The sequence below is a fragment of the Vibrio sp. C8 genome, from assembly GCF_054051265.1.
On sequence record NZ_JBPAOE010000009.1, the window covers coordinates 60,799 to 83,885 of the forward strand.

Sequence of the window (23,087 nt, forward strand, 5' to 3'; positions counted from 1 at the left end):
TCAAATAGCCTCCAAAGATTTGCTACCGTGTAGAGGTGCGCATTCTTGCCACCATTGCTTCATGGTTTGGTTGAGGTTGTAACTGCGAACACATGCCGATACGAAGAACAGCGCACGGATGGCGCCAACAGCTTGATGATGTGAAGCGGTGTCGGTGGTTTGGTTGAACACTACAACCCAGTAAACCCACCACGCTTTGATGAAGTCTTCCAGCGACAACGCCTGTTCAGTGCCATTCACGTTAACCAACATGGCACGAGCAGAATCAAGCTCAAGCATCGTGCCTTGGCTCGATTCCACTTGGTTGAACACGCGAGTGAACTGTTCAATTTTGCGAGTAGTGAAACCTTCAGCTCGTAAGCCGTGTTCAAGGTCTTTGCGGAAAATGGTGATAGTGCTCATTTCTTGCCCTCCCCAATTTCACGACCGCAGAACGGGCAGTAAGAACAGAACACCTTCACTTGCCCTTTCGAAAGGTTTGCCGCTGGCGTTTTGTCTTTCTTTATCTTGCGATAGGTGTAGTTAATTTGAGGGTTAACTGGCACATGGTCTCTATCACTCAAAATGAAAGAGTGACCTTCCCAGCTAGCTTCAAAGTCAACAACACCTTCTGGAAGCTTTTCGAGAAGATGCGCTTTCATTGTTTCCAATGTTTCGTCAAAGCAGTTGCACTTACCCATGAGTCACCTCCGCATTTGCTTCGGCAATAAGATTGGCATCCATAAACTGACGCCAAATGATGGCAACGTACTTAGCCTGAAACTTGGCATCATCCAATGCCGAGTGGTGAGTACCTTCGCGTTCCAGTTTGGTTTTAGGGTCAATGCCAAGAATTGAACGACCCATTTCTACGATGGTTCTGACGTCTCGGTCATTCCAATGAGTGAAATTAGGCTTGATACGAACGGCTTTATAAGCATTGGTTAGAATCACGTTATCGAAGCCGCTACCATTACCCCAAATTTGGATTTCTTTTGCATCGCCCAAGTCTGCAAACCATTGGTTAAGTTCCAATAGCGCATCTTTTAATGATGACTTCGGTGTGTCGCGCTGGAATATCGCTCGTGCTTCTTCACTTTGTGTTAACCACCAAGTAACGGTTGAAGCGTCAAGATCACCGTAATAAGCAGAGCTGTTTAAGTTAATGACTTCTTCGAAATCGGCGCCCAACTCTCCTGTTTCTGGGTTAAATACAACCGCACCGATTGAAACAATCGCGGCGTTACTGGTGTTCCCCATAGTTTCTAGGTCTAACATTACGTGGATGCTCATGCTCTCACCTCCGCATTTGCTTCGGCTTGCTCACGAATGTTGATAATGATTTCTGACAGTTGACTTTCAACTGAGAGCAGCTTTTTCAAAGAACTATCTTTGTAAATGCAAACAAGTTCTTTCATTAGATATGGGGGATCTATTTCTGCTTCATCTGTGATGACATAAGCCATAACTTCAAAGCTATCGATACCCGCCACGAACACAGTAGTTACATGAATTAAATGCGTATTGAGCATTGCTAATTCGTTGATGGAGTGAATCACATCAAACACATCACGCTTTTTTTTCGACTCAACACGGCTTTCAACAACACCATGGCAAAGACCACTGACAAAAACTGGTTGGAAATTCGAATGCATGCTTTTCAGCTTTTCTTGAAGCTCTAGTTCCTCTGCCTCAGACAGTGGTTGCGCCGTTAACATTGGCGCAGATAAACACGACAACGCATACGCAATCTCTCTGCTTTGACGCAGTGTTGAATCATGAATCGTCTTTGTTTTCTCTAAGTTTTCATCAGCTTTTCTCAGCACTTCACGTGCTTCTGCCAATGCTGCATTGGCTTGTTCTAAAACGGTTTTATCTTCCATAATCAAAGCTCCTACGCTTAATTTGGGTAAAAAAAGCCCTCCCTCAATCCGAAGAAATCGAGAGGGCAAACGGCTTGGCTAGGTAAATTGGTGTTAAGACCAGCGGTCTTTAATGCGGTCGGCTTGGCGTTGAAGTCGTCCAAGCTCTTCTAAAATTCTTCGTTTTCTCAGTTCGCTTGTGTCTTCGAGTTCTGCTTCAGCAGTTAACTTTTTGTGCTGTTTGCGTAAGCCATCTAGCAGTTTTTCTCGAACTGTTTCGCGAGCTTTTTGAAGGCCAGCTAACCCAACAGTTTTTTGCTGAGGGCTTAGGCTGTAACAAGGCATATCAGGACAAGCTCTGTGACATGCAGGTTTTGAAGTTTGGATAGCAACTGACATAGTTATTTCTCCTAAGCTAAACCGGGAACTGGTGCACCGTTCATGACAAAATCGACGCCCATGCTTAGCAGTGGCGACATGCCTGTAGTGCGGTTTTCTAAATCGGAAATGAGTAAAACGAGGTTGCCAACTGCGGCTTGGGCAATGGCGAGTGTTTTGCGTTTTTGGCTGCGTGGATAACGGCGCTCTTGGTTGAGCTCCAACACGCTGCCAGAAAGTTGGCCTGTGAGGTTCGAGTGTTCAAGGATACGTTCAACTAAGCTTTTCGCTTGTTCCTCTACTGGTACCGCTGCCGTGACCAAACCAAGATCACCCAATAATGTATTGATGATGGTGTAGTCATTTGATTCTTTGCACAGCAAAGCCATTTCAACTGGGCTTAATACATGCGTCTGCGCTGGGTTGAGTTTGTTTCGCAACATGGTGCCTTTCATGCCAATACGTTTAGCGAGTTCTTCCATGTTGTGGTTAACAGCGAAATCACTACAAACAGCGTTGTAAGATTGTTGTTTGCGTTCGCGTAATTCGCACATAGCAATGTTTGCATCCATGTTTAACAATCTCCTATGCGATATAAGTTAAAAACGGCGGCACGAAAATGACTGCAAGTGCGAACACATGCAGCCACATCGGGCAAAAGGTTTTCGTTGGTATCAGGGAGGAAAGGCGCATGGTGTTAACCCAAGAACTCTAGAGCTTCACGAGCAGCTAGCTCATTCATAGCAATTAAGTTAACGAGTGGTTTTTCTTTTGGTGCGGTCTTCTTTTTGATGATGATTTTGCCTTTACGGGCGTAATCTCGAATCGTATCAATAGGCATTCCAGTGGCACGTGAGTACTCTTCATACGTCACAAACGGCACTGGTAGAGCTGGGCTATATGACAGCATAGTGATATCCTACTTAGTTGATTTAATAACATTTCACTGTACTCATGATTATTCGCAGTAATCTTGAGATGCGAGAATCTTAGATCGTCAGATAACTTGTGTAAATAGTTAAATGACTATTTTTGAGATATTGGACAATATTGCCATATGAAAGAACAAAAAATACTTCCATTTGACTATTTGAAAGGTAGTGATTTCACTAGGAGATTAAAGCTTTTAACTGATTGCGATGACTTTCAAGAGTTAAGCGAGTTACTTGACGTTCCTAAAACAACTTTCAGCACGTGGAATACTCACGATCGCACGTCACATGAATTAATGGTTCGACTTCATTTAGCTTTGGGCATTCCTATTGAAGAGTTGGCTTTAAAGCCAGAAGACCGCAAAAAATCCGGTGGCAAACTTAATGAATCACGTGCGGCATATAGTCTTACAACCTCTACCGAACAAGACCCGCAATTCTCTATTCGTTCGGTAAAAAGTTTTTGCTTAGCCAATGGAAAACTATTAGAGACAGGAAAAGTCCCTGTATCTGAAAGACGACTAAACAGCTTTGGCTTAGAGAAAGCAGACCTAATTGAAATTGAAACTAACCAGAGTGTTGTGCTTGTCGATAAGAAAGAGAATGACGCAATGAATGGCAATTACCTGATAGCCATCGACGGCCGCTACTCCATCAACCAAGTTCAACGCCTACCCGGCAAACTGGCTATTGCTTTCGACGGACAAACTATCGAAGTTCAGGAAAGTGATATTGAGGTAATCGGAAAGGTTGTTTTAGAAACAAAACTCAAATAATAAAAATTGGCTAGGGGTAAACATGGAAATAGTTTTTGTTCTATTCGGCTTTGTTATTTTTTGTATTTATATGGCAGTCAAAACAGCCAAGAAAAAGACGATTTCGGAATCAACACCTAACACAAACTTCACTGTAAAAATAACAACATCATCGTCACGTGATGTACTTGATGATGAACTTGAAGAACGTGAGCAAGTAACACCTATTCCGTTCGACGACAGAGAGAAACTATTCGTTAATGGTGAAAGGTATTACGTCGTTTGGTCTGGGAAATCGCCTGAATCTACTTTCTCAGTTAACAGAAAAGACAAAATCACCATGACTCCTACTCATGTATTGATGAAAGACGAAAAAATACATGTGGCTGAAATTAAAGATGACGACACACTAGTAATACCGACTCTCGATATCTCTAGCCAAATACAAGTAAAAGGCCATAACCGCCGATCGTTCTGGGAATGGATGCGAATCATAAACCCAAATTTCCCTTGGAATTTTTATCGTGCCTACCCTGAATACGAAACCTGCGAACGAGACTACTCGTTAATCTGGGAGGGCGAACTAGCTCCAACCACTTTCTCTCGGTATGTATACAATGGCAACGAACGGAGCCGAAAACGTGAAGCGGTGACTCCGTTATCCGTCTTGAAAGGTAAGATCACTGGTGAAACTAAAATCAAGTTTCGCGACTCGCAGGATAAAGAATTCACCATCAAAACAGACTTAATTGACACAATGCTTGCTACGGAAGGGCATAAGAAAATGCACTTTGATGATTGGGTTAATTGCGTGTTGTTGCCTCAAGAACAACCTATTGAATCCACTGAAAGCGCTTAAATTTGTGGCAACAGCTAGGGAATAATATGAAAAAGTTAACGTTCTTGTTTATTTGTCTTTTTTCCACTTCAGCTTTTGCAACATCTGAAGACTGTGAAAAAGCTTCTCCTATGGTGTCACCAACAGTTCACTTGGTTGTTCAAGCATTGCGAATGCATAAAGACAACGCTGATTATAAAGCTATTGCTCAATGGCGAGTTAATACGTTCAATCCTCAAATCGACAAGATTATTTCGGCAAACGAACTTCAACCAAAAGACATGATGAACCCTGATTTAGAGATAACACGCGACGTATACAACGAAGTAATGATGCGTTCAAAAATCTACGTAAATCAGGTTTATTCATACTCCAGAGGTGGAGCGGATAAATCTTCTGTAGATGAACAGCGCATTATGATCAACGATGCGGTTCAACGCTTTAAAGCTGCGTGCGTAACTCATTAAATAGCATAAATGTCAGTTCGTAACCTTAAAGACGGCAATAAAAAACCTTGGCTTTGTGAATGCTATCCACAAGGCCGAACAGGTAAGCGCGTTCGTAAACGCTTCGCCACCAAAGGTGAAGCGGTTGCCTTTGAACAATTCACCATGCGTGAAGTGGACGACAAGCCGTGGCTGGGTGATAAACCCGATCACCGCCGTTTGAGTGAGTTACTTGAGGTATGGTGGCAAGTACACGGCCACACAATAAAGTCAGGCAAAACCATTCACAGAAAAACAGCCCTGACTATCAAGGAACTCGGCGACCCTATCGCTTCTACTTTTACTGCGCGTCACTACTTGGAATTCAGAGCAAGCAGACAAAGCCATGTTTCTAAACATGGTGTTCAATCTCTATCGCCTGTTACTCAAAACAACCAACTCGCTTTACTGCGTGGCATGTTTAACCGGCTTAAAAAATACAAGCAGTGGAACCACCCTAACCCACTGGATGAAATCGACAACATTAAAACCGATCAGCGTTCGCTTGCTTACTTACACAAGCAAGACATCCCTGAATTTCTTAATACGATTAAGCAGTTTGATGATGGAAAAGTATCAGTTTCCATTCCCCAGATTATTCTGATTGCGAAAATATGTTTAGCCACTGGGGCTCGTATCAGTGAAGCGCTATCACTTAAGTGCTCTCAAGTGTCTAAGTACAAGCTAACGTTTATCGAAACCAAAGGTAAGCGCATTCGCTCGGTACCAATCTCAGAAAATCTGTATCGTGAAATTATGGATATGGCTGTTAACGACCGTGACGTATTTAGCACTACGTACGCATCCGCACACCACTACATCAAAAAGGCATTACCTAGCTATGTTCCAAAAGGGCAAGCAACCCACGTTCTGCGGCATACTTTCGCCACTCACTTTATGATGAACCGTGGCGACATCCTCATTCTTCAGCGCATTCTAGGCCATCAAAAAATAGAACAAACGATGGTGTACGCGCACTATTCTCCCGATCACCTAATTCAAGCAGTACACCTAAACCCACTTGAAAACTGACCCAATTTTAGTGGCGACAAAATGGCGGCATTCGTTATCAAACCTCACCAACATACACCTATATAAGTGATATTTTGTAGTTTCATTGGTTTGAATTAACCACCTTTCACTATGAAAACACTGAAGAAGAAGAAATAATATTTTATTTAAAAACAATTAGTTAGGAATAAATCATTGTTTAAGGAAGGACTTTAGAAAGGCTTTTGCCCGCTATATTAAACAACAGGAAAAAGAAAAGCCCCTTTTCCTTTGAGAGAACTGGGGCTGTTTGTGGTAGCCATGCCATGTGGAGATCAAGAGAAATGAACACATTTAGGCTTACCGGGGCGTATGTGTATTATCCGGTGGCAGACAGGGTGTAGATTGAGAGAGCCTGCCACTTTCTAATAAACATACTTTGCCAAAGGGTCTTCAATACATGCCTACGTCTAGACTTATTAATGAAGAGTCCTAAAACTACTGCAATAGAGTAATTGCAGAGTTTGGCAACTGTTTCGCTTGAGCGAGAATTGAGGTACCCGCTTGTTGCAGAATTTGAGATTTAGTAAGTTGCGTTGTTTCCTTCGCAAAATCTGTATCTTTAATACGGCTCTTAGACGCTTCAACGTTTTCTTGGATGTTTGCCAAGTTACTGATACTGTGGCTTAAACGGTTTTGTTTCGCACCCAAGTCAGCTCGTTGTGAATCAACGTATTTCAAAGCCGCGTCGATAATACCAACAGCGTTCTGAGAACCGCCCACTGTTGTTACATCAATATCTTGTACTGTTGTGTATCTGCCACTTTCAGTGCTCAAACCAAGTTCACCAGCTAAACTGCCGCCGATGTTGAAGTCTTGTGCCATATCCGGCTCAGCAATGAAGATTTGCAGCTTGCCATCTTCGTCTACTGACGCTTTAAATACGTCTGTTTGACCATTGATATAGGTTGCAACCTCTTCAATATCGTCGCCGACTTTCGCTTGAACACTTACCGTCTTCGGCTCACCGTCTTTACCCGTGAACTCGAAAGTCAGTTCATTTGCGTTGACTGGTACACCCCAGTCTTTTGTTTTGCCCTGCTCTGACACGTACGCCATACCACCCATACGAGGCTCATCAGCACGGATGCTGGTTAACCCCATGATGATAGCCTCACCAGAGCTAGAGCCGATCTGGAATGATGCCTCACCAAATGAACCATTAAGCAGTTTACGTCCACCGAATGAAGTGGTTTCTGCGATACGGTTTAGTTCGTCTTGCAGTGCTGACACTTCTTCGTTAAGCGCTGTACGCTCAGATAAAGAGTTGGTGCCGTTTGATGACTGCAAAGATAGGTCACGCATACGTTGTAATATGCTGGTTGACTCATTCATTGCACCTTCCGCAGTCTGCGCAATCGAAATACCATCATTGGCATTACGCATTGCTACATCTAGACCACGAGACTGAGCAGTTAAACGGTTAGAAATTTGTAGGCCCGCTGCATCGTCTTTCGCACTGTTGATGCGGTTACCAGACGACAAGCGCTCCATAGATGTGTTTAGCTCACCAGTCGCTTTGTTTAGATAACGCTGCGCAGTCATTGCCGACACGTTGGTATTTACATTAATGGTCATAGTTTGCTCTCCTATCGAGTCCGCAAGTATTTTGCGAAGCGGTCAGCTTTACTCTTTGGAAGCACTGACCGTAAATAACTTGCTAAATCTGCAACTTGTGCTGATTTAAAAAATTGTTTAATTAACACTTGTATTGATAATTCAATATGTGTGCCAATTTTTATATTTAGTGAAATTATTTTTAAAAACCCTAAATTTCAATAAGTTACCAAGACCCTCTATCCGAACCAGATGGAACATCTAGAGATTCATAGCCAGCGGCAATCATTAATTGCCGCGTACTTGCCGCTTTACTATTGATTGATTTACCATCAATAAACAAAGTGGCAATCGTTCCTTTATTAATCACATTTCACTTTGCTCATATGGCATTGCACATATGGCATTCAAGTTAGATGTAATTAAATAGGGTTAAATCTTTGGTTTTACCGAACGCTTGCTGAGACGCTTGCAAAGCTCGGGAGTTTTCGTTGAATTCAATCACGGCCTCTGCGTAATCCAAGTCTTCAAACTGACTTTTTGACTTCGCTAGGCTGATTTTGAAATCTTCGTGTTGCTCTTCTTGAATATCTAAAGTGCTCAAGCTGGCACCGATATTGGTGTGCGATTTATTCAAGTGAATAAAAGCTTTATGTAGCTCTTCTACCACTTGATGTAATTTCGCTGTCGAAGAAGCATCTGAGACGGAGCCAGATGAGTACTCAATCGCATCTTTAAAACTGTCGAAAATACTGAAGGTTTTACGAGGCTCGATAGTTATAGAGTCACCTTTAGTGATCTGACCTTTAATTGCGATCGTTAAACCTTCAAACTGGATACCAGTTTTGCCATCAAACTCATCGGCCTGCACAATGCTGCCGTTACGTTCAAGTTGATAACCAAACTTGCCGTTATCCATATCAACGAATGTCACCGTGTAGTTCGAGTTATCATCAACGTTGCTGTTGGTTGCACGCTCAAGCAATAACTCAGAACCTTCTTGCAAAGCGTAATTCGGTTCGTAATCACCAAACGGGTTCTCAATCTCCATAAAGATTTTGCTACCCGGCGTGTTAAACGGAATTTCCAAGCTATTAGAAATCTTCATTTTTCGCTGATAGTCATCACCGGAATAAGTGACGTTACCGGCGTTGTCGCGGAAGAACGGCTGATTCTTTGGTTTGGTACCGGCAAAAATATAGTTGCCCATTTCATCCTGAACATTCGCAAGGTTAATGAAGTTATTGGAAATCTCCTGGATCTGACGAGCTATAGCGCCGCGGTCTTCTGGTGAAAGAGAACCGTTAATCATTTCCATGACATTACGCTTGGCTTTATCAGCAAACTCTTCCGCATTACTAACAATCACTTCCTGATGCTCAAGACGGTTTCGAACCAAAGTGATGGCATCTAAATATTGGCGTAATTGCTCTTCTTGCTGAGAAACGTTCTGAATGTAATGTGTCGCGAGCGGATTATCCGCAGCCGACAATAGCTTCTTACCAGACGCTAACTGCGCTTGGTTATGGTGAACTTTTGATTCCTGGCGACGCATGTCGTTTTGCACAGATTGATAGTTATGGAAGCTAGAAATTCGAGTTAACATTTAATCTCCCTCCTATCTCAACTGCAGAATAGTGTTAAACGTATCGTTTGACGCTTGGATGATTCGAGACGAAGCCATATAAGCTTGCTGAAACTTCATCATATTTGCCGCTTCTTCATCTAGGTTCACCCCAGATACGGAAGCAATACGTTCTTGTGCTGACTGTTTTTCTAAACGAGAAACGTCCGTAAGACGTGAAGCAGTCGACAACTTCAAACCAAAATCTGTATTGAGGTTGTGATACAGATCGATGATGGTCGAGTTGTTATCGTTCATCTCTTTATTGGTTTGAACATTAATCATTTTACGTAAGTTGCCGTTGTCACCTTCTGAAGCGACAAGGTTTGCCGTAAATTTATCATCCGGCAATGCACCTCCGGAGAGTTCAAAAATGGTCCCCTGAACTTCAACAGGGCCTGAAGGCGGATACTCTTGCGGTTCCAATAGGATGTTGCCTTTTGTATCGGTAACGGCAAACTGGTCACCCAAAGGAGAGATCACCACTTCAAACTCACGAACAGCACCTGCTTCCAGAATTTTGAATTTCGCTTTGCCTTGGGCCAACGTGGTCGATGCTTCATAACTTTGAGCGGCAATTTTAGCTGGGTCGTTAGTGACGAGCTTAATGTCTTTGGCACCACTACGAGTTGGGCGCAAAATGACGCGTTCACCAGTCTGTGGATCATTATTGATTTGAATTCGCATGCCATCGATGAAAATATTGCCGCGAGATTCCTCAGCAATCAGCTGTTCACCGCTAGGACGCGTGACCACATAGTCACTGCCGTTGTATGAGAGCGAGTACTCACCGCCTGTGAGCTGGCTGATATCATCGATGTAAACGGCAATATCTGCTTTTGAATCACCAGGGGTGACGACACGTTCACGAGCGGCAACATCTGAGTTCACATCGGTAAATATGTTATGGCCGACATCACCACGCAGATCCAAGCCTTGCCATTGCAACTTATTCACTTCATAAGAAAAAGATGTTGCTAAGCGGCCGATTTCGTCCATAACGTAAGGGATATGATCGTCACGCATATCCATCAACGCGCCAATTTTGCCGCCAATATCTTTTGCCGTAATCGGTTTAATCCCACTACCTTCAACCATGGCTAGACGACGTTGTTTAACGTCAGGATAACCATCCATCATTTTTAACTGGCTCGCTTCTGTGCCGGAAACCAAGGTATGCCCATTACCGATATGGATGTTAAATCCTTCCGCATTTTTACGAGGCGTAACGGTAACGTTGGTGTACTCAGAAAGCTCAGCCACCAGCTTTTCATGCTGATCCATTAAATCATTATGAGGACCAGGCACCTTCATCATCAGACGTTGTAAATCACGGATTTCAATTGCGATCTGGTTAATACGTTCGACACCAACATCAAGACCTTTGTTGGTCACATCGTACTGGCGGCGCACAGTTTCATGGAAATCGTTAAGGTTTTGAGAAATCAAATTTGCTTTCTCAAGTACCACTTTACGAGCGCCCACGTCATTCGGGGAATCCGCGAGTGATTTCACCGCATCAAACCACTCGTTAAGGTTCTCAGGAATTTTTTTAGACGCAACGGAAGAGAGCAATTTGGATAACATATCTAGGTTCTGCTCAGTATCGCTCTTAAACGCATATTCGGAAGTGGCAATGTTCAGCTCTTTAACGGCAAACTGATCCCATGAGCGGCGAACATTGTCCACATGTACACCCATACCATAGGTTTGTCCGCCGTATTGGCGAGGCATATTGGTCCCTTGGATCACAGACTGACGACTGTAACCCTCTGTATTAACATTAGAAATGTTATGACCTGTTGTATTGAGTTGTCTCTGAGCGGTTAATACGCTTTGCGTACCCACATTCAGAAGATCAGACGCCATACTGCCCCCAAAAACTATAAAAACATCAGTGTTTACTGACTATCTACAGGGTATAAAGCAACATGTATGCCAGTTTTATTTATTGGAGGTAACTCTAGGAAATATAAAGAAGAAATAGGAAGTGAGTTTAAGAAGAAAGGCAAAAAAGCCGGAGTCATTTCTCCGGCCTTCACAATTTAAAGTTCGCCCATCTGGTCGATTTGAGATTTAACTCGTAGCACTTTGTCTGCGTATTCTGGGTCAGTAGCGTATCCCGCTTTATGAATACCTCGAATGAACTCTTCGTTACTACCTTGATGATTCAGTGCAGTAGTGTAACGAGGGTTCTTTTCTAGGAAACGAACATAGTCATTAAAGCTGTCTTGGAAAGAGTTATACGAACGGAATGCCGCCTTTTCCATAACTGGCGTATTATGGTGATACTCCAAAGTTTGAGTTGCCACTTTATTTCCTTGCCAACTGCGGTCCGCTTTAATGTTGAATAGGTTGTTGCTACTACCACGGGCATTTTTAACCACTTTCTGCCCCCAGCCAGTTTCTAGTGCCGCTTGGGCAATCAATAGAGAAGCGTCAATGCCCAAAGCTTTTGCCGCTTTATCAGCATAAGGCTTAAGCGACGAAACAAACGAACGTGGTGATTCAAAGTTTGCCGCCTGTTGAGCCGCACCTGCACTAGCAGCTGTGCTATTAACCATCTCTAGCTCACTGTCATCACTCATTTCAGCTCGGTTTGCCGCAGCTTCACGAGAGTGTTCAACACGTCGCATCGCTTCTTGGAATGCATCTTCGCCGCCTGCTTGCGGTTTTTCTGCTGCCGAAAGTTGAGCAACAATCATATCCGCCAACCCGAGAGAACCTGATGAACTCAGTTCGCTGGTCATCTGCTCATCTAGCATCTGGCGATAGAAATCTTCATTTTGGCTGTTAAACAATTCCGATTTAAAGCCAGAGTTAGCATCACGCATCGACTTCAACATCATGTTGGTAAAGATCGATTCAAACTGACGAGCTGCCGCAGTTAACGCTTCTTTCTCTGATTTTTCGTCACCACCCACTGCCTGCTGACGCAGTTTATCTAGGCTGGCAATATCGTGAATAAAACCAATATCGTTAGAGTTATTAATCATCTTAAGCTCCTTAGATAATGATCAACTGGCCTTCAATAGCACCAGCTTGCTTAAGTGCTTGCAGGATTGCCATTAAGTCTGAAGGCGCTGCGCCAACTTCGTTTACTGCACGAACAAGTTCATCCAGAGTCACACCTGGCTCAAGTTTAAACATCTTGCCCTGCTTCTCTTCTACTTCGATAGTCGAATTAGGAACAACCACGGTTTGACCACCAGAGAAAGCATTCGGTTGGCTAACATTGAGGTTCTCTTTAATTGCCACCGTCATACCGCCGTGAGTGACTGCCGCAGGTTTTAGGCGAACGTGCTGACCAACAACGATAGTACCTGTACGAGAGTTAACAATGATTTTTGCCGAACCATCTGCTGGGTTAAATTCTAAGTTCTCAATCGCGGAAAGAAATGCCACTCGCTGACTTACATCTCGAGGCGCACGAACGCGTACAGATGCTGCATCAATTGCAGATGCCATTTGTGGACCAAGGAAATTGTTCACTGCATCTGCCATGCGCTGAGCAGTAGTAAAATCCGACTCCAGCAGGTTGAAGGTAATAAAATCGCCGCGCCCAAATGGTGTTGGAACTTCACGCTCGACAATCGCACCACCAGAAATCATACCCACAGCTGGGTTATTACCCACGACTTTTGAACCGTCTGCGCCAGAGGCACTAAAACCGCTAACAACTAAGTTGCCTTGTGCCACAGCATAAACTTGACCATCCAAACCTTTTAAGAAAGTCTGCATTAATGTGCCACCACGCAGACTTTTTGCTGAGCCGATTGAAGAAACCGTAATATCAACCGTTTGTCCCTGCTTTGAAAACGCAGGTAAATCAGCCGTCACAATAACAGCGGCAACGTTTTTGGTTTTTGGCTTAGTGCCAGGTGGCAATTGAATGCCGAAGCTTTGTAGCATGGCGTTGAAGCTTTGATCTGTGAAAGGTGTAGATTCACCCGTACCCGGCAAACCAGTCACCAAACCGTAGCCCACCAATTGGTTACTACGCACACCTGCTACTTGAGCAACATCTTTGATGCGAGCAGCGTTGGCGCTTGCTGTCACTAGCATCATCAATAACAAAGTGAGTTTTTTCATTGTGGGTTACCGTTAACGTTAGGTCTGCCGACCTGAGTTCAAAAAACAAATGAGGCCAATTAGGCCTCATCGATATCAACTTAATTCTGTCAATTCTTCGACTGTAGAGCTTAATCTACAGAGACACATTAAAAAATCGTGCCAAGAATCCAGGTTCTTGCATATCTTGGTTCGTTCCGGTACCAGAATATTGAATTCGAGCGTTAGAAATACGGGTTGAAGCAATGGTGTTATCAAAATCAATGTCGTCTGGACGAATAGTGCCGCTTAAACGAATGTACTCATCACCGGTATTAAAGGTTAACCATTTTTCACCACGAATCACGAGGTTACCGTTTGCCAATACTTCAATCACTTCGACTGTGATCGAACCAGAGAGACTGTTGCTCTGGTTAGCTGCCGCGCTACCACTGAACTTATTGTCGTTTTTCAAAGCGTAAGAGAAGTTATATTCGCCAACGGTTAAATCTTTCCCGCCGACAGCGAGAGGATCCATTGAAGCATCATTCGATTTATTCAAATCTGCGTCAGCACTTTTTGCCGCTTTGGTTTTCTCATCCAAATTAACAGTAATGATGTCACCAATAATGCGAGGTTTTGAATCATCATAAAGGCTACTTGAGCTAGCTAAGTTAAATAGTGATCCCGTCTCTGCCGCGTAATGTTCAGGTTTAGCTTTAGGGTGAATCGGCGCCCATGCAGGATCACCAGCAACAGGATCATTACGTTTACGTAGAGTATCAACCATGCCAGTATCAGTTGCAGCAGCCTTGTCGCCTTCAACAGCATCCACAACCGTTGTTCCGGCAGTGACATCCGAGGTTTCGATCTCTTCTGGCAGTAGTCCACAGCCAGAAACCGTCAAAACAAAAATTAGGCTAAGTAAACGTTTCATCATCACACTCTCTCAATCACTCTTTATGAGCTAAGATTATTGCTATTAGGTTATAGCTGCTGGTTCGCATAGCTCATCATCTTGTCTACTGCCGAGATCACTTTTGAGTTCATCTCGTAGACACGTTGAGCTTCAATCATATTCACCAACTCTTCAGTTACGTTAACGTTTGAGCTTTCCAGTGTTGACTGACGAATGCTGCCTAGGCCATCTAAACCCGGAACACCTTCTTGTGGGTCACCACTTGCCCCTGTCGGCAAGTAAAGGTTCTGACCTATCGGCTCTAAGCCACCTGGGTTAATAAAATCTACCGTGGTGATCTGCCCTAAAACTTGGTTGTCTTGCTGACCACGAATTCGAGCCGACACTTCACCGTCGTTACCGATAGTGATTGAGATAGCATCTTCAGGAACCACAATTTCAGGATCCAAAGCGTAACCCGCTCCTGACGTGACAATCACACCTTCATCGTTGAGAGTGAACTGACCATTTCGTGAATAACCGATATTGCCATCCGGCATCAGGATTTGGAAAAAACCATCCCCTTCGATCATCATGTCGAGACTGTTAGTTGTCGTCTGTGCGTTACCATTGGTGTGTACTTTTTGAGTAGCCACTACTTTAGAACCCGCACCTAACATCAAACCACTTGGCAATTCAGTATTCTGAGATGACTGACCACCAGGCTGGTTAATATTTTGATAGAACAAATCTTCAAAGACCGCACGACTCTTCTTGTAACCAATCGTCGAGGCGTTCGCTAAGTTGTTCGAGATCGTAGCAATATTGGTTTGCTGCGCGTCGAGGCCTGTTTTACTTACCCATAATGCCGGCTGCATACTAATTTCCTTTCAATTGGTTAGCTCATACGAAGCAGAGAATCGGACGATTTGTCCATGTCTTCTGCCGTGCTCATCATTTTGACTTGCATTTCAAACTGACGCTGTAACTCGATTAGGCTAGTCATTTCACCCACCGCATTGACGTTACTGCCTTCTAGGGCTCTGGTCAGAATTTTCACATTGGCATCTGCATCATATGCAGCGTTTGGATCTTTCGCGCGGAAAAGACCATTAACATCTTTATATAAATCTTGGTTGTTTGGGCGAACAAGTTTGATGCGGTCAACAATTTCCATAGCATCTGCCGGAGCACCTTGTGGGCGAACAGAGATAGTACCATCGTTGCCGATTTCAACTTTTGCCACAGGCACCGGCAAAGTAATTGGCGCACCAGTTTCACCAAGCACCAAGTGACCATTGCCGTTGAGCAAAAGACCTGTTTGGTCGATTTGCAAATTACCATTACGAGTTAAACCTTCAGCACCGGTTTTGTCTTGCACTGCAATCCAGCCATCGCCTTGAATTGTGACATCCAAATCACGTCCCGTTGTAATAACACTGCCTTGCTGGAAATTGTTTCCTGGGCGCTCAGTCATACTGAACACTCGGCTAGGCAGACCATCACCATATGCTTGCATTGAACGAGCTTGTGCTAGGTCAGCACGAAAACCGGTTGTGCTTACGTTGGCCAAGTTATTCGCTCTTAGCTGCATAGCTTGCATATTTTGCTTTGCGCCACTCATGGCGAGAAACAATGCACGGTCCATAATTTGCTCCAAAATTCATCTGATACGACTTACAAAGCAATAGGTGTGCCAAGTTTTATTTTCAATATAAAACAGAAAGTTATAGTAAATAGAAGAGGTATTACGGGGAGATTTGCCGCGGCAATGTGGCAAACTGGCAATCCTATCAAGCCAGCGTTGCCGCTGGCTTGATAGACCAGATGACCATATATACGAAGATCGTATTATCGAATCTGCAGGATGTTTTGTTGTAGCTGGTTGTGAACTTCTAGCGCACGTGAGTTTGCTTGGAAGTTACGTTGAGCAGAGATCAAATCCACTAGCTCTTGAGTCATGTCGATATTCGACTGCTCAAGAGTACCGTTATTAATAGTACCAAAAGAGCCTTTGTTGGATTCACCCCAAATTTTGTCACCAGACATTTGAGTCGTATCCCACTGAGTACCACCTTTTTTATCCAGACCTTGCTCATTAGATACTCGCACTAATGCCACTCGGCCTAAAGTGATATTCTCACCGTTTGAGTAGGTACCCAATACACTACCATTTTCATCAAAATCAATTTTGGTTAAGAAACCCGTTGTCGCGCCATCTTCATCGAACTTAGTCAATTCAAATGGTGCGGCAAACTGAGTTGCCGAATCCAATTTTAAGGCGATAGTTTGGCTAACATCCGCACCGTTCAAGTTGATTGGAGTCGCACCGGAACCTAATGGATCGGACACGATTGGCTGGCCGTTATTTAGGCTAGCTAATGTACCATCGTTATTAAATTTCATTGTGTGACCAACATGGCCGGTTGGCGTTGCCGCATCACCACCAGTGATATTAAGGGGTTTTTCTCCCTCTTTATCTGTCATGGTGTAATACGTTTGCCATGTATTAGGCTGACTTTGATCTTTCAGGTAATACGTTGTCATCTTATACGATTGACCCATCGAGTCATAAACTGTCGATGACGTTGAGCGGTTATACGTTTCCGGATCATTGAAATCAAACAAGGTTGGATCTTTCAAATCACCATTCGCAGGCAAGTTTACACCCACATCAACGTTCGCCGTTTGTTTCGGCTTACCAAACTCAGCTGGAATGTTCAAAGGCTGTGGCTCATAAGAAAGCACATCCCCTGTATCAGGATTCACCTGATAGCCCAGTAGGAACTCATCATTCGACGTAACCATGTAATTGTCTTTGTTAATGTGAAAAGCACCATTACGAGTCAATTCATTTTGTTGCGGAATGAGGCGCTCTTTTGATACCGCGAAAAAGCCAGTACCCGCAATACGTAAATCCATTGGGTTATTAGTATAAATACTTGAACCTTCATGGAATTGCTGAGCTACTTTATTTGCTTGAACACCGCCACCAGGGGTGGTTTTAGCGTTGGTAAATAAAGAGTTCGAATACACATCACCAAATTCAGCACGAGACTCTTTGAAGCCAAACGTGTTTGCGTTAGCAATGTTATTACTGGTTGTATTCAGGTCTAACTGAGCTGCAGATAAACCACTAAGAGATACATATGACATTCCAAATTCTCCTATCTAGCTAGCATTCTATGCTTTGCCAACTTCAAGTACTTCAGCAAGTTTCACTGGTGATGTGAAACCAGCTAGATTGAGTAGTACGTTACCATCACCCTTACCAAGCAGAACACTATTGACGTTAGCGTAAGTAGATACGCCAAATTCAGTACTTGTTCCATCTAGTAAACCTGCCGCTTTCACTTTGTATTTGCCGGCCGGCAATGGATTACCGTTTTGATCTTTTCCATCCCATTCGACACGGTTGTCACCGGCCGGTTTAGCTCCTACATCCATAGTACGAACTAGCTGTCCCATTTCGTCTTCGATACGAACAAATAAATTCTCTACCGAACTTGGAAGCTTAACCATTGCCGCCATGCCTGCATCATCTTTCTTAACGCCTGCAGCACCTGGTACCAATACATCACGACCTACCAGTGACGATGCCTGCAAGGCTTGGTTAGATGTCATTGCCGAGTTCAAACTCTCAAATTGAGTGTTCATCTTGCCAATACCATCAACCGTCGCAAATGATGCCATTTGCGCAATCATCTGGTCATTGCTAACCGGCTTAAAAGGGTCTTGCTGAGAAAGTTGCTTTGTGAGCAGGGAAAGAAAATCTTCTTGTTTAAGATCTTGTTTACCTGTGGTCTCATTCGGTTTCTTCTGATCTTGAAGAGCCTTCAGCTGGTCAACATAGGACAAGCCGCTTTGACCAACGTTATCTATTCCGGCCATACGCTAACTCCTTATCCTTATTGACCCATCTGCAGCGTACGCAGCAGCATTTGTTTACTAGCATCTGCAACCTGTACGTTCGTTTGGTATGAACGTGATGCAGAAATCATATTAGCCATTTCTTCCATTACGTTAACGTTAGGCTTGTAGATATAGCCTTCGTCATTCGCAAGTGGGTGGTCAGGGTTAAACTCCGCTGATAACGGTTTATCACTTTCCACAATACCTAACACTTTCACAGGCACATTTGGGTCGCGGTTAAAACGTGCCTTACTCAACTCAGCTCCGAACACTGCGTGACGCGCTTTATAAGTATCTTCAGCCGAGCTGCTGATACTGTCCGCGTTAGCAAGGTTACTTGAGGTTGTATTTAGACGAACAGACTCTGCACTCATCGCGGAACCTGTCACATTGAACACATTAAATAAGCTCATCTAAATTACTCCCCTTTAATTGCTTTCGTTAAGTTCTTGAATTTACTTCCTAAGAAGTCGAGTGATGCTTGGTGGCGAATCTGGTTTTGCATAAACAAGTTACGCTCTAAATCCACATCCACCGTGTTGCCATCACCAGTGTCAGGTTGAGTTGGAACGCGGTAAAGCATTTCCCCTGTCACAGTCGTAGAGGCAGGAATATGCCGACCGTCCGTACGGCTAAGACCAATGCTTGCCCCCGAACTTGCCGCCTGCAAAGCCTTATTGAAGTCCATTCCTTTCGCCTTAAACCCAGGTGTATTCGCTTGAGCAATGTTAGTAGAGATAACCTCTGCATTGCGTTCACGAACACCCACCGTATGCTGGTGAATACCGAGTGCGTTGTTGAAAGAAATAGCCATACTTTGCCTCTTTAATAAGAACTGACCGTTAGTCATAGATTAAAAGCAATTAGCGTACCAACTTTTAAACTTACCAATTCACAATTAATCTTTTCTCGTGTTGCATTACTTTCGTTGCAAACAAGAAGATTGCAAAAAGCACGCCGTTTTTGGCAGTAGCAAACCTAAAAATTTAGAGATTTGGAATGTATCCCTTTAGGTATAGGACAGTGAACCAAAAAGGAAAGAAAAAGCCCAGCACATGGCTGGGCTATAAAAAGGGATTGATTTGAGTTTATGACTTATTTGAGTTTATAGATGATGCCAGGATTACAACGCACCATTTCAAACTTGTCTGTCAGCCCAGTTAAAGACTCAGATGCACCAAGCAGCAGGTAACCACCGGGATTTAGGTTGTTTGCCATCTGATTCAATACTTTTGCTTTCATATCTGGCGAGAAGTAAATCAATACATTTCTACAGAAAATGATGTCGAACTTACCGAGCAACGCATAACTTTCCATTAAGTTTTGCGGGCGGAAGTTCACCAAACGTTTGAGGCTATCTTTTACCTTCATACGTCCGTCCCCTGCATCTTCAAAGAATGCACGACGGCGCTCAGGAGACAAACCACGTCCCAAAGCGAGGTTGTCATAAACACCTGCACGACACATATCCAGCATGCTTGCTGAGATATCAGTTGCCGTGATCGACACACTAGGAAGCAAACCAGGTCGGCGCTGTTGAGTTTCGAGAATAGTCATTGCCATTGAATAAGGCTCTTGACCTGAAGAACTCGCCGCCGACCAGATTTTAATTGGGCGTTTTTTTGCCGCCATTTCTGGCAGTATACGCTCAGCAAGCACAGTAAACGGATACGTATCACGAAACCATAAGGTTTCATTGGTTGTCATCGCATCAACTGCTGCCACACGCAAATCACGATTTCTCCCTGTTACGACATCTCGTAACAGGTCAGATAAACTAGCTAACTTATATTTAGTCACAAGTGGACTGAGACGACTTCTCACCAAGTACTGTTTGCTGTCTCCCAACACGATCCCGCATTGAGATTCCAGAAATCGGCAAAAGTCGCGATATTCTTGATCGCTTATAGTAATAGCAGTCATTAATTTCTCTTTATTTTACTAGCGCAGCCTTCACCGCATTACCAAGCTCATCAGGGTTAAACTTAGCGATAAATGCATTTGCACCTACTCGTTCAACCATAGCTTGGTTAAATACCCCACTCAGTGATGAGTGCAGTATAACGTAGAGATCTTTTAATTCATTATTGCGGCGTATTTCTGCCGTTAAGGTGTAGCCGTCCATCTCTGGCATTTCAATATCCGAAATCACCAAAGAGATTTGTTCGTAAATACTACCTTCTTTTGCCATTTCTAACAGCTTTTCATATGCATCTTTACCGTCTTTGGTCAAAATACATTCAAAACCGATTGACTCTATCGCTCGTTGGACTTGCTTACGAGCTACTGTCGAGTCGTCTGCAATTAAAATACGGCGAACAATCGCCTTTTCTTGTTCCGCTTCCGCAATATCATGACCGATGCTAGCATCCATCTCTTCATTAACTGGTGCAATTTCTGCAAGGATCTTTTCTACATCTAGAATTTCAACCAGCTCGTTATCAATATTGGTTACTGCTGTCAGATAGTTTGCTTTACCAGCACCTTCTGGCGGAGGAAGAATTGCTTCCCAGTGCATATTGATTATACGTTCAACCGAACTTACTAAAAAAGCTTGAGTTGTACGGTTAAATTCTGCAATGACAACAAAACTTTTTTGAACATCCTGAGTCGGACGACCACCGATGGCCAAGCTTAAGTCAATAACAGAAAGCGTTTGCCCCCGAATATGGGCAACACCTTTCACTAAGTGATGCAAGTTAGGCATAGCAGTCAATTTAGGACATTGTAGAACTTCTTTGACTTTAAAAACGTTAATGCCATAACGTTGGTGTCCGTTAAGACGGAAAGTCAGTAATTCTAGTCGGTTTTGGCCGACAAGTTGCGTACGCTGATTCACAGAATCAAGAATACCCGTCATAAGCACATCTCCATCTCAAACTTATGTTCATAAAAAAGTGGTAGTCTACTACACGCTATGAAGAAACGAGAGACACGAACAATGCATCCGAAGATCTGTTTACATCTACATTCCCTATCTAAGTGTAGAGCTTTCTATAATATTTTTTTTAACTCTATCGGTTTTTTGTTAGCTTTCTTTAGTCTTTCTTTGTTTGCTGCAACACCAGAGCAAGTAAAAATGATTCAAAATGCCGCTGAAAATCATGTTTTGAGCAATGTTGAAGTCGCCGAAGGGGGCGAGCTCGTAGTGAATGCCGCAAACATAGATGACCGAATATTCGCCACCGATTGCCCAAACACTCTCACAACCTCATCGTCATCCAATAATGCGTCTGCCAGCAACATCACCGTACTAGTTGAATGCGAAGCGGATAACTGGAAAATCTATGTTCCCGTTCGCCTAACAATGCGAGTTCCTATGGTTACCGCTGCTAATCATATTAGCAGAGGACAAGTTTTAACAGACAACGATATAACTATCAGTATGGTAGATCTGCTGCGCTTTAGACGGCAAGGTTTTTCCTCGACAGAGAGAGTGGTCGGAGCAAAAACCAAGAAAAACGTGAAGTTAGGTGATGTTATCGAACAAAATGATATCTGTGTAGTATGCCGAAATGACAGTGTACTTATCCAAGCAAACGCCAGTGGTATGAATATTACTACTAAAGGAACAGCATTATCTGACGGAAGCTTCGGTGAACAGATAAAAGTGAAAAATGATAAATCTAACCGTATAATAGATGCGCAAGTCAGTGGTATTGGCGAAGTAACCGTTCAGTTTTAGTTACTTAGCAATAAAATCGTTAATTTCGTCACGAAGCCATAAAATTGCTAAAGTTATTCTTCTACATGTCGATATTGACAGTACAGATTCATATTTAAAAAAGGCTCATTTATGGCAGGCATTGATAACATACGCTCAGGGCATTCGTTAAACACAACGAATCGAACCCCTGCTCGTTCTAATTCAGATGCATCTTCATCAACATCAAGTGCAACATCCCGTGGTGCTGTTAAGCAAGACTCTGTATCGCTTAGCCATCAAGGAAAGGCCATTGGAGAACTGCATAACGACATGACGACGACCCCTAGCTTCGACAGCGCTAAAGTCGCTGCGATTAAAGAGGCGATCGCAAACGGATCTTATGTTGTTGATTCAGAAAAACTGGCCGACAATATGATCAGATTTGAAAAAGAATTGGGTGGCTTCAACTAATCCATTTCGATTAGATCACCCAATTCGGTTTATAGGCAATTTAAGTTATGGCAGCACTAAAAGACTTAATCGAATTCCAACTGAAAAACGCACAAGAATTATCGGTGCTGTTGGAAAAAGAGAAAATCGCAATTACTTCTCGAGTATCTGCGGATATAGAAACGCTTGCCAAACAGAAAACTACTTTGGTTAACCAACTGCAAACCACAGATCAACGAATTGCTGCCCATCCTCACGTCTCGAGCCTGACAGAGGATAGCTACCTCAATGAGTTAACCAATCAAATTCGTTCTGTTATTCACGACTGCCAACAAGCTAACTTGATTAATGGCGAAGCACTGAATCGCGCACAACTAAGCTTTAATAAACTCAATAACATGATGCAGCAAAGCTTGGGCAAAGTAGGCATGACTTATAGCGCAACAGGCCGCACTCAATCCGTTTCGACTTTGGGTACCAATCTCAAAGCGTAACCAGCACGTCGCTGTGTTAATAGTCAAAGTATTGATAGCAGGCAACACCAATAAAACCAGAAATAGAAAAGCGGCAATATTTGCCGCTTTTTTGTATGCCGTGACCCGTCCTAAATAAGGTTGACACTTTTCCAGTAACCAATTGGAGAATGTCATGAAATCAATAGGTAAACGTAC

The 23,087-nt window shown here is 43.4% G+C and carries 28 protein-coding genes; 7 read left to right on the forward strand and 21 right to left on the reverse strand.

All coding sequences use genetic code 11. The features are described from left to right. The 7 genes from ACRQQK_RS05480 to ACRQQK_RS05510 all read right to left on the reverse strand — a co-directional run bounded on the left by ACRQQK_RS05480 (position 1) and on the right by ACRQQK_RS05510 (position 3,129). Positions 1-402, reverse strand: coding sequence for a hypothetical protein (locus tag ACRQQK_RS05480; protein WP_102953820.1), 402 nt, complete (start codon positions 400-402; stop codon positions 1-3). Then, on the reverse strand, positions 399-680 hold the full coding sequence (locus ACRQQK_RS05485; protein ID WP_457510358.1) for a hypothetical protein: 282 nt from the start codon (positions 678-680) through the stop codon (positions 399-401). The genes ACRQQK_RS05480 and ACRQQK_RS05485 overlap by 4 nt, the downstream gene beginning before the upstream one ends. Further along, positions 673-1,272: a 3'-5' exonuclease gene (locus ACRQQK_RS05490; RefSeq protein WP_457510359.1), complete on the reverse strand. Its 600-nt coding sequence runs from the start codon at positions 1,270-1,272 to the stop codon at positions 673-675. Before ACRQQK_RS05490 ends, ACRQQK_RS05485 begins: the two co-directional genes overlap by 8 nt. Next, positions 1,269-1,862 (reverse strand): hypothetical protein, encoded by a 594-nt coding sequence (locus tag ACRQQK_RS05495; RefSeq protein ID WP_457510360.1) that lies wholly within the window; start codon positions 1,860-1,862, stop codon positions 1,269-1,271. The genes ACRQQK_RS05490 and ACRQQK_RS05495 overlap by 4 nt, the downstream gene beginning before the upstream one ends. 93 nt (positions 1,863-1,955) lie before the next feature. Beyond that, on the reverse strand, positions 1,956-2,240 hold the full coding sequence (locus ACRQQK_RS05500; protein WP_457510361.1) for a hypothetical protein: 285 nt from the start codon (positions 2,238-2,240) through the stop codon (positions 1,956-1,958). 11 nt (positions 2,241-2,251) lie between these two features. Next, positions 2,252-2,791 carry a phage regulatory CII family protein gene (locus tag ACRQQK_RS05505; protein WP_457510362.1) on the reverse strand — a complete coding sequence of 180 codons (540 nt, stop codon included), beginning with the start codon at positions 2,789-2,791 and terminating at the stop codon, positions 2,252-2,254. A gap of 125 nt (positions 2,792-2,916) precedes the next feature. Then, a complete protein-coding gene (locus ACRQQK_RS05510; protein ID WP_457510363.1) occupies positions 2,917-3,129 on the reverse strand; it encodes a hypothetical protein in 213 nt (70 codons plus the stop codon). A 147-nt stretch (positions 3,130-3,276) separates the two neighbouring features. Here ACRQQK_RS05510 and ACRQQK_RS05515 point away from each other — a divergent pair, with 147 nt between their 5' ends. From ACRQQK_RS05515 to ACRQQK_RS05530, 4 genes are read left to right on the forward strand one after another with little or no spacing between them, the layout of a single operon-like run. Then, a complete protein-coding gene (locus ACRQQK_RS05515; RefSeq protein WP_457510364.1) occupies positions 3,277-3,927 on the forward strand; it encodes a phage repressor protein CI in 651 nt (216 codons plus the stop codon). Between the two features lie 22 nt (positions 3,928-3,949). Then, positions 3,950-4,765, forward strand: a complete 816-nt coding sequence (locus ACRQQK_RS05520; protein WP_457510365.1) for a hypothetical protein — start codon at positions 3,950-3,952, stop codon at positions 4,763-4,765. A gap of 26 nt (positions 4,766-4,791) precedes the next feature. Then, on the forward strand, positions 4,792-5,211 hold the full coding sequence (locus ACRQQK_RS05525; protein WP_457510366.1) for a hypothetical protein: 420 nt from the start codon (positions 4,792-4,794) through the stop codon (positions 5,209-5,211). Between the two features lie 9 nt (positions 5,212-5,220). After that, a complete protein-coding gene (locus ACRQQK_RS05530) occupies positions 5,221-6,261 on the forward strand; it encodes a phage integrase (protein WP_457510367.1) in 1,041 nt (346 codons plus the stop codon). 456 nt (positions 6,262-6,717) lie between these two features. On the opposite strand, the gene ACRQQK_RS05535 is transcribed toward ACRQQK_RS05530, so the two are convergent. The 14 genes from ACRQQK_RS05535 to ACRQQK_RS05600 all read right to left on the reverse strand — a co-directional run bounded on the left by ACRQQK_RS05535 (position 6,718) and on the right by ACRQQK_RS05600 (position 21,180). Then, positions 6,718-7,857: a flagellin gene (locus ACRQQK_RS05535; protein WP_457510368.1), complete on the reverse strand. Its 1,140-nt coding sequence runs from the start codon at positions 7,855-7,857 to the stop codon at positions 6,718-6,720. Positions 7,858-8,248: 391 nt separating this feature from the next. Next, on the reverse strand, positions 8,249-9,442 hold the full coding sequence (gene flgL, locus ACRQQK_RS05540) for a flagellar hook-associated protein FlgL (RefSeq protein ID WP_457510369.1): 1,194 nt from the start codon (positions 9,440-9,442) through the stop codon (positions 8,249-8,251). 12 nt (positions 9,443-9,454) lie between these two features. Beyond that, positions 9,455-11,329 carry a flagellar hook-associated protein FlgK gene (flgK, locus tag ACRQQK_RS05545; RefSeq protein WP_457510370.1) on the reverse strand — a complete coding sequence of 625 codons (1,875 nt, stop codon included), beginning with the start codon at positions 11,327-11,329 and terminating at the stop codon, positions 9,455-9,457. Between the two features lie 176 nt (positions 11,330-11,505). Beyond that, the gene (gene flgJ / locus ACRQQK_RS05550; protein ID WP_457510371.1) at positions 11,506-12,456 is read right to left on the reverse strand and encodes a flagellar assembly peptidoglycan hydrolase FlgJ; all 951 of its coding nucleotides are present in this window, start codon (positions 12,454-12,456) and stop codon (positions 11,506-11,508) included. A gap of 10 nt (positions 12,457-12,466) precedes the next feature. Next, positions 12,467-13,552, reverse strand: coding sequence for a flagellar basal body P-ring protein FlgI (locus ACRQQK_RS05555; protein ID WP_102954309.1), 1,086 nt, complete (start codon positions 13,550-13,552; stop codon positions 12,467-12,469). A gap of 115 nt (positions 13,553-13,667) precedes the next feature. Further along, complete coding sequence (gene flgH / locus ACRQQK_RS05560) at positions 13,668-14,447, reverse strand: flagellar basal body L-ring protein FlgH (RefSeq protein WP_457510372.1); 780 nt, start codon at positions 14,445-14,447, stop codon at positions 13,668-13,670. Positions 14,448-14,497: 50 nt separating this feature from the next. Continuing rightward, on the reverse strand, positions 14,498-15,286 hold the full coding sequence (flgG, locus tag ACRQQK_RS05565) for a flagellar basal-body rod protein FlgG (RefSeq protein WP_042479988.1): 789 nt from the start codon (positions 15,284-15,286) through the stop codon (positions 14,498-14,500). Between the two features lie 20 nt (positions 15,287-15,306). Continuing rightward, on the reverse strand, positions 15,307-16,056 hold the full coding sequence (gene flgF, locus ACRQQK_RS05570) for a flagellar basal-body rod protein FlgF (protein WP_102940316.1): 750 nt from the start codon (positions 16,054-16,056) through the stop codon (positions 15,307-15,309). Between the two features lie 203 nt (positions 16,057-16,259). After that, positions 16,260-17,564, reverse strand: coding sequence for a flagellar hook protein FlgE (gene flgE / locus ACRQQK_RS05575; protein ID WP_457510373.1), 1,305 nt, complete (start codon positions 17,562-17,564; stop codon positions 16,260-16,262). Positions 17,565-17,591: 27 nt separating this feature from the next. Beyond that, positions 17,592-18,299: a flagellar hook assembly protein FlgD gene (gene flgD, locus ACRQQK_RS05580; RefSeq protein ID WP_102940318.1), complete on the reverse strand. Its 708-nt coding sequence runs from the start codon at positions 18,297-18,299 to the stop codon at positions 17,592-17,594. A 17-nt stretch (positions 18,300-18,316) separates the two neighbouring features. After that, positions 18,317-18,733, reverse strand: a complete 417-nt coding sequence (gene flgC / locus ACRQQK_RS05585; protein WP_042479998.1) for a flagellar basal body rod protein FlgC — start codon at positions 18,731-18,733, stop codon at positions 18,317-18,319. A gap of 5 nt (positions 18,734-18,738) precedes the next feature. After that, complete coding sequence (flgB, locus tag ACRQQK_RS05590) at positions 18,739-19,134, reverse strand: flagellar basal body rod protein FlgB (protein WP_042480001.1); 396 nt, start codon at positions 19,132-19,134, stop codon at positions 18,739-18,741. Between the two features lie 281 nt (positions 19,135-19,415). Continuing rightward, positions 19,416-20,243: a protein-glutamate O-methyltransferase gene (locus ACRQQK_RS05595; RefSeq protein ID WP_457510374.1), complete on the reverse strand. Its 828-nt coding sequence runs from the start codon at positions 20,241-20,243 to the stop codon at positions 19,416-19,418. Positions 20,244-20,253: 10 nt separating this feature from the next. Next, complete coding sequence (locus ACRQQK_RS05600) at positions 20,254-21,180, reverse strand: chemotaxis protein CheV (RefSeq protein ID WP_102954310.1); 927 nt, start codon at positions 21,178-21,180, stop codon at positions 20,254-20,256. 57 nt (positions 21,181-21,237) lie between these two features. On the opposite strand from ACRQQK_RS05600, the gene flgA reads away from it, so the two are divergent. The 3 genes from flgA (at position 21,238) to ACRQQK_RS05615 (ending at position 22,910) form a co-directional block, all read left to right on the forward strand. Then, the gene (gene flgA, locus ACRQQK_RS05605) at positions 21,238-22,005 is read left to right on the forward strand and encodes a flagellar basal body P-ring formation chaperone FlgA (RefSeq protein ID WP_457510375.1); all 768 of its coding nucleotides are present in this window, start codon (positions 21,238-21,240) and stop codon (positions 22,003-22,005) included. A gap of 111 nt (positions 22,006-22,116) precedes the next feature. Beyond that, complete coding sequence (flgM, locus tag ACRQQK_RS05610) at positions 22,117-22,437, forward strand: flagellar biosynthesis anti-sigma factor FlgM (RefSeq protein ID WP_102940323.1); 321 nt, start codon at positions 22,117-22,119, stop codon at positions 22,435-22,437. Positions 22,438-22,484: 47 nt separating this feature from the next. Next, positions 22,485-22,910 (forward strand): flagella synthesis protein FlgN, encoded by a 426-nt coding sequence (locus ACRQQK_RS05615; RefSeq protein ID WP_457510376.1) that lies wholly within the window; start codon positions 22,485-22,487, stop codon positions 22,908-22,910. The last annotated feature ends 177 nt before the right edge of the window (positions 22,911-23,087 follow it).

Excerpts from the sequence above, each read along its gene's own strand:
- ACRQQK_RS05595 (WP_457510374.1), bottom strand. The coding sequence starts at position 20,243 with ATGACTGCTATTACTATAAGCGATCAAGAATATCGCGACTTTTGCCGA.
- ACRQQK_RS05505 (WP_457510362.1), bottom strand. The coding sequence starts at position 2,791 with ATGGATGCAAACATTGCTATGTGCGAATTACGCGAACGCAAACAACAA.
- flgJ (WP_457510371.1), bottom strand. The coding sequence starts at position 12,456 with ATGATTAATAACTCTAACGATATTGGTTTTATTCACGATATTGCCAGC.
- flgB (WP_042480001.1), bottom strand. The coding sequence starts at position 19,134 with ATGGCTATTTCTTTCAACAACGCACTCGGTATTCACCAGCATACGGTG.
- flgE (WP_457510373.1), bottom strand. The coding sequence starts at position 17,564 with ATGTCATATGTATCTCTTAGTGGTTTATCTGCAGCTCAGTTAGACCTG.
- ACRQQK_RS05555 (WP_102954309.1), bottom strand. The coding sequence starts at position 13,552 with ATGAAAAAACTCACTTTGTTATTGATGATGCTAGTGACAGCAAGCGCC.
- ACRQQK_RS05520 (WP_457510365.1), top strand. The coding sequence starts at position 3,950 with ATGGAAATAGTTTTTGTTCTATTCGGCTTTGTTATTTTTTGTATTTAT.
- ACRQQK_RS05600 (WP_102954310.1), bottom strand. The coding sequence starts at position 21,180 with ATGACGGGTATTCTTGATTCTGTGAATCAGCGTACGCAACTTGTCGGC.
- ACRQQK_RS05530 (WP_457510367.1), top strand. The coding sequence starts at position 5,221 with ATGTCAGTTCGTAACCTTAAAGACGGCAATAAAAAACCTTGGCTTTGT.
- ACRQQK_RS05495 (WP_457510360.1), bottom strand. The coding sequence starts at position 1,862 with ATGGAAGATAAAACCGTTTTAGAACAAGCCAATGCAGCATTGGCAGAA.
- flgC (WP_042479998.1), bottom strand. The coding sequence starts at position 18,733 with ATGAGCTTATTTAATGTGTTCAATGTGACAGGTTCCGCGATGAGTGCA.
- flgL (WP_457510369.1), bottom strand. The coding sequence starts at position 9,442 with ATGTTAACTCGAATTTCTAGCTTCCATAACTATCAATCTGTGCAAAAC.
- flgM (WP_102940323.1), top strand. The coding sequence starts at position 22,117 with ATGGCAGGCATTGATAACATACGCTCAGGGCATTCGTTAAACACAACG.
- flgG (WP_042479988.1), bottom strand. The coding sequence starts at position 15,286 with ATGCAGCCGGCATTATGGGTAAGTAAAACAGGCCTCGACGCGCAGCAA.
- ACRQQK_RS05485 (WP_457510358.1), bottom strand. The coding sequence starts at position 680 with ATGGGTAAGTGCAACTGCTTTGACGAAACATTGGAAACAATGAAAGCG.
- flgK (WP_457510370.1), bottom strand. The coding sequence starts at position 11,329 with ATGGCGTCTGATCTTCTGAATGTGGGTACGCAAAGCGTATTAACCGCT.
- ACRQQK_RS05615 (WP_457510376.1), top strand. The coding sequence starts at position 22,485 with ATGGCAGCACTAAAAGACTTAATCGAATTCCAACTGAAAAACGCACAA.
- flgA (WP_457510375.1), top strand. The coding sequence starts at position 21,238 with ATGAAGAAACGAGAGACACGAACAATGCATCCGAAGATCTGTTTACAT.
- ACRQQK_RS05525 (WP_457510366.1), top strand. The coding sequence starts at position 4,792 with ATGAAAAAGTTAACGTTCTTGTTTATTTGTCTTTTTTCCACTTCAGCT.
- ACRQQK_RS05515 (WP_457510364.1), top strand. The coding sequence starts at position 3,277 with ATGAAAGAACAAAAAATACTTCCATTTGACTATTTGAAAGGTAGTGAT.
- ACRQQK_RS05500 (WP_457510361.1), bottom strand. The coding sequence starts at position 2,240 with ATGTCAGTTGCTATCCAAACTTCAAAACCTGCATGTCACAGAGCTTGT.
- flgF (WP_102940316.1), bottom strand. The coding sequence starts at position 16,056 with ATGGACCGTGCATTGTTTCTCGCCATGAGTGGCGCAAAGCAAAATATG.
- ACRQQK_RS05510 (WP_457510363.1), bottom strand. The coding sequence starts at position 3,129 with ATGCTGTCATATAGCCCAGCTCTACCAGTGCCGTTTGTGACGTATGAA.
- flgH (WP_457510372.1), bottom strand. The coding sequence starts at position 14,447 with ATGAAACGTTTACTTAGCCTAATTTTTGTTTTGACGGTTTCTGGCTGT.
- flgD (WP_102940318.1), bottom strand. The coding sequence starts at position 18,299 with ATGGCCGGAATAGATAACGTTGGTCAAAGCGGCTTGTCCTATGTTGAC.
- ACRQQK_RS05480 (WP_102953820.1), bottom strand. The coding sequence starts at position 402 with ATGAGCACTATCACCATTTTCCGCAAAGACCTTGAACACGGCTTACGA.
- ACRQQK_RS05490 (WP_457510359.1), bottom strand. The coding sequence starts at position 1,272 with ATGAGCATCCACGTAATGTTAGACCTAGAAACTATGGGGAACACCAGT.
- ACRQQK_RS05535 (WP_457510368.1), bottom strand. The coding sequence starts at position 7,857 with ATGACCATTAATGTAAATACCAACGTGTCGGCAATGACTGCGCAGCGT.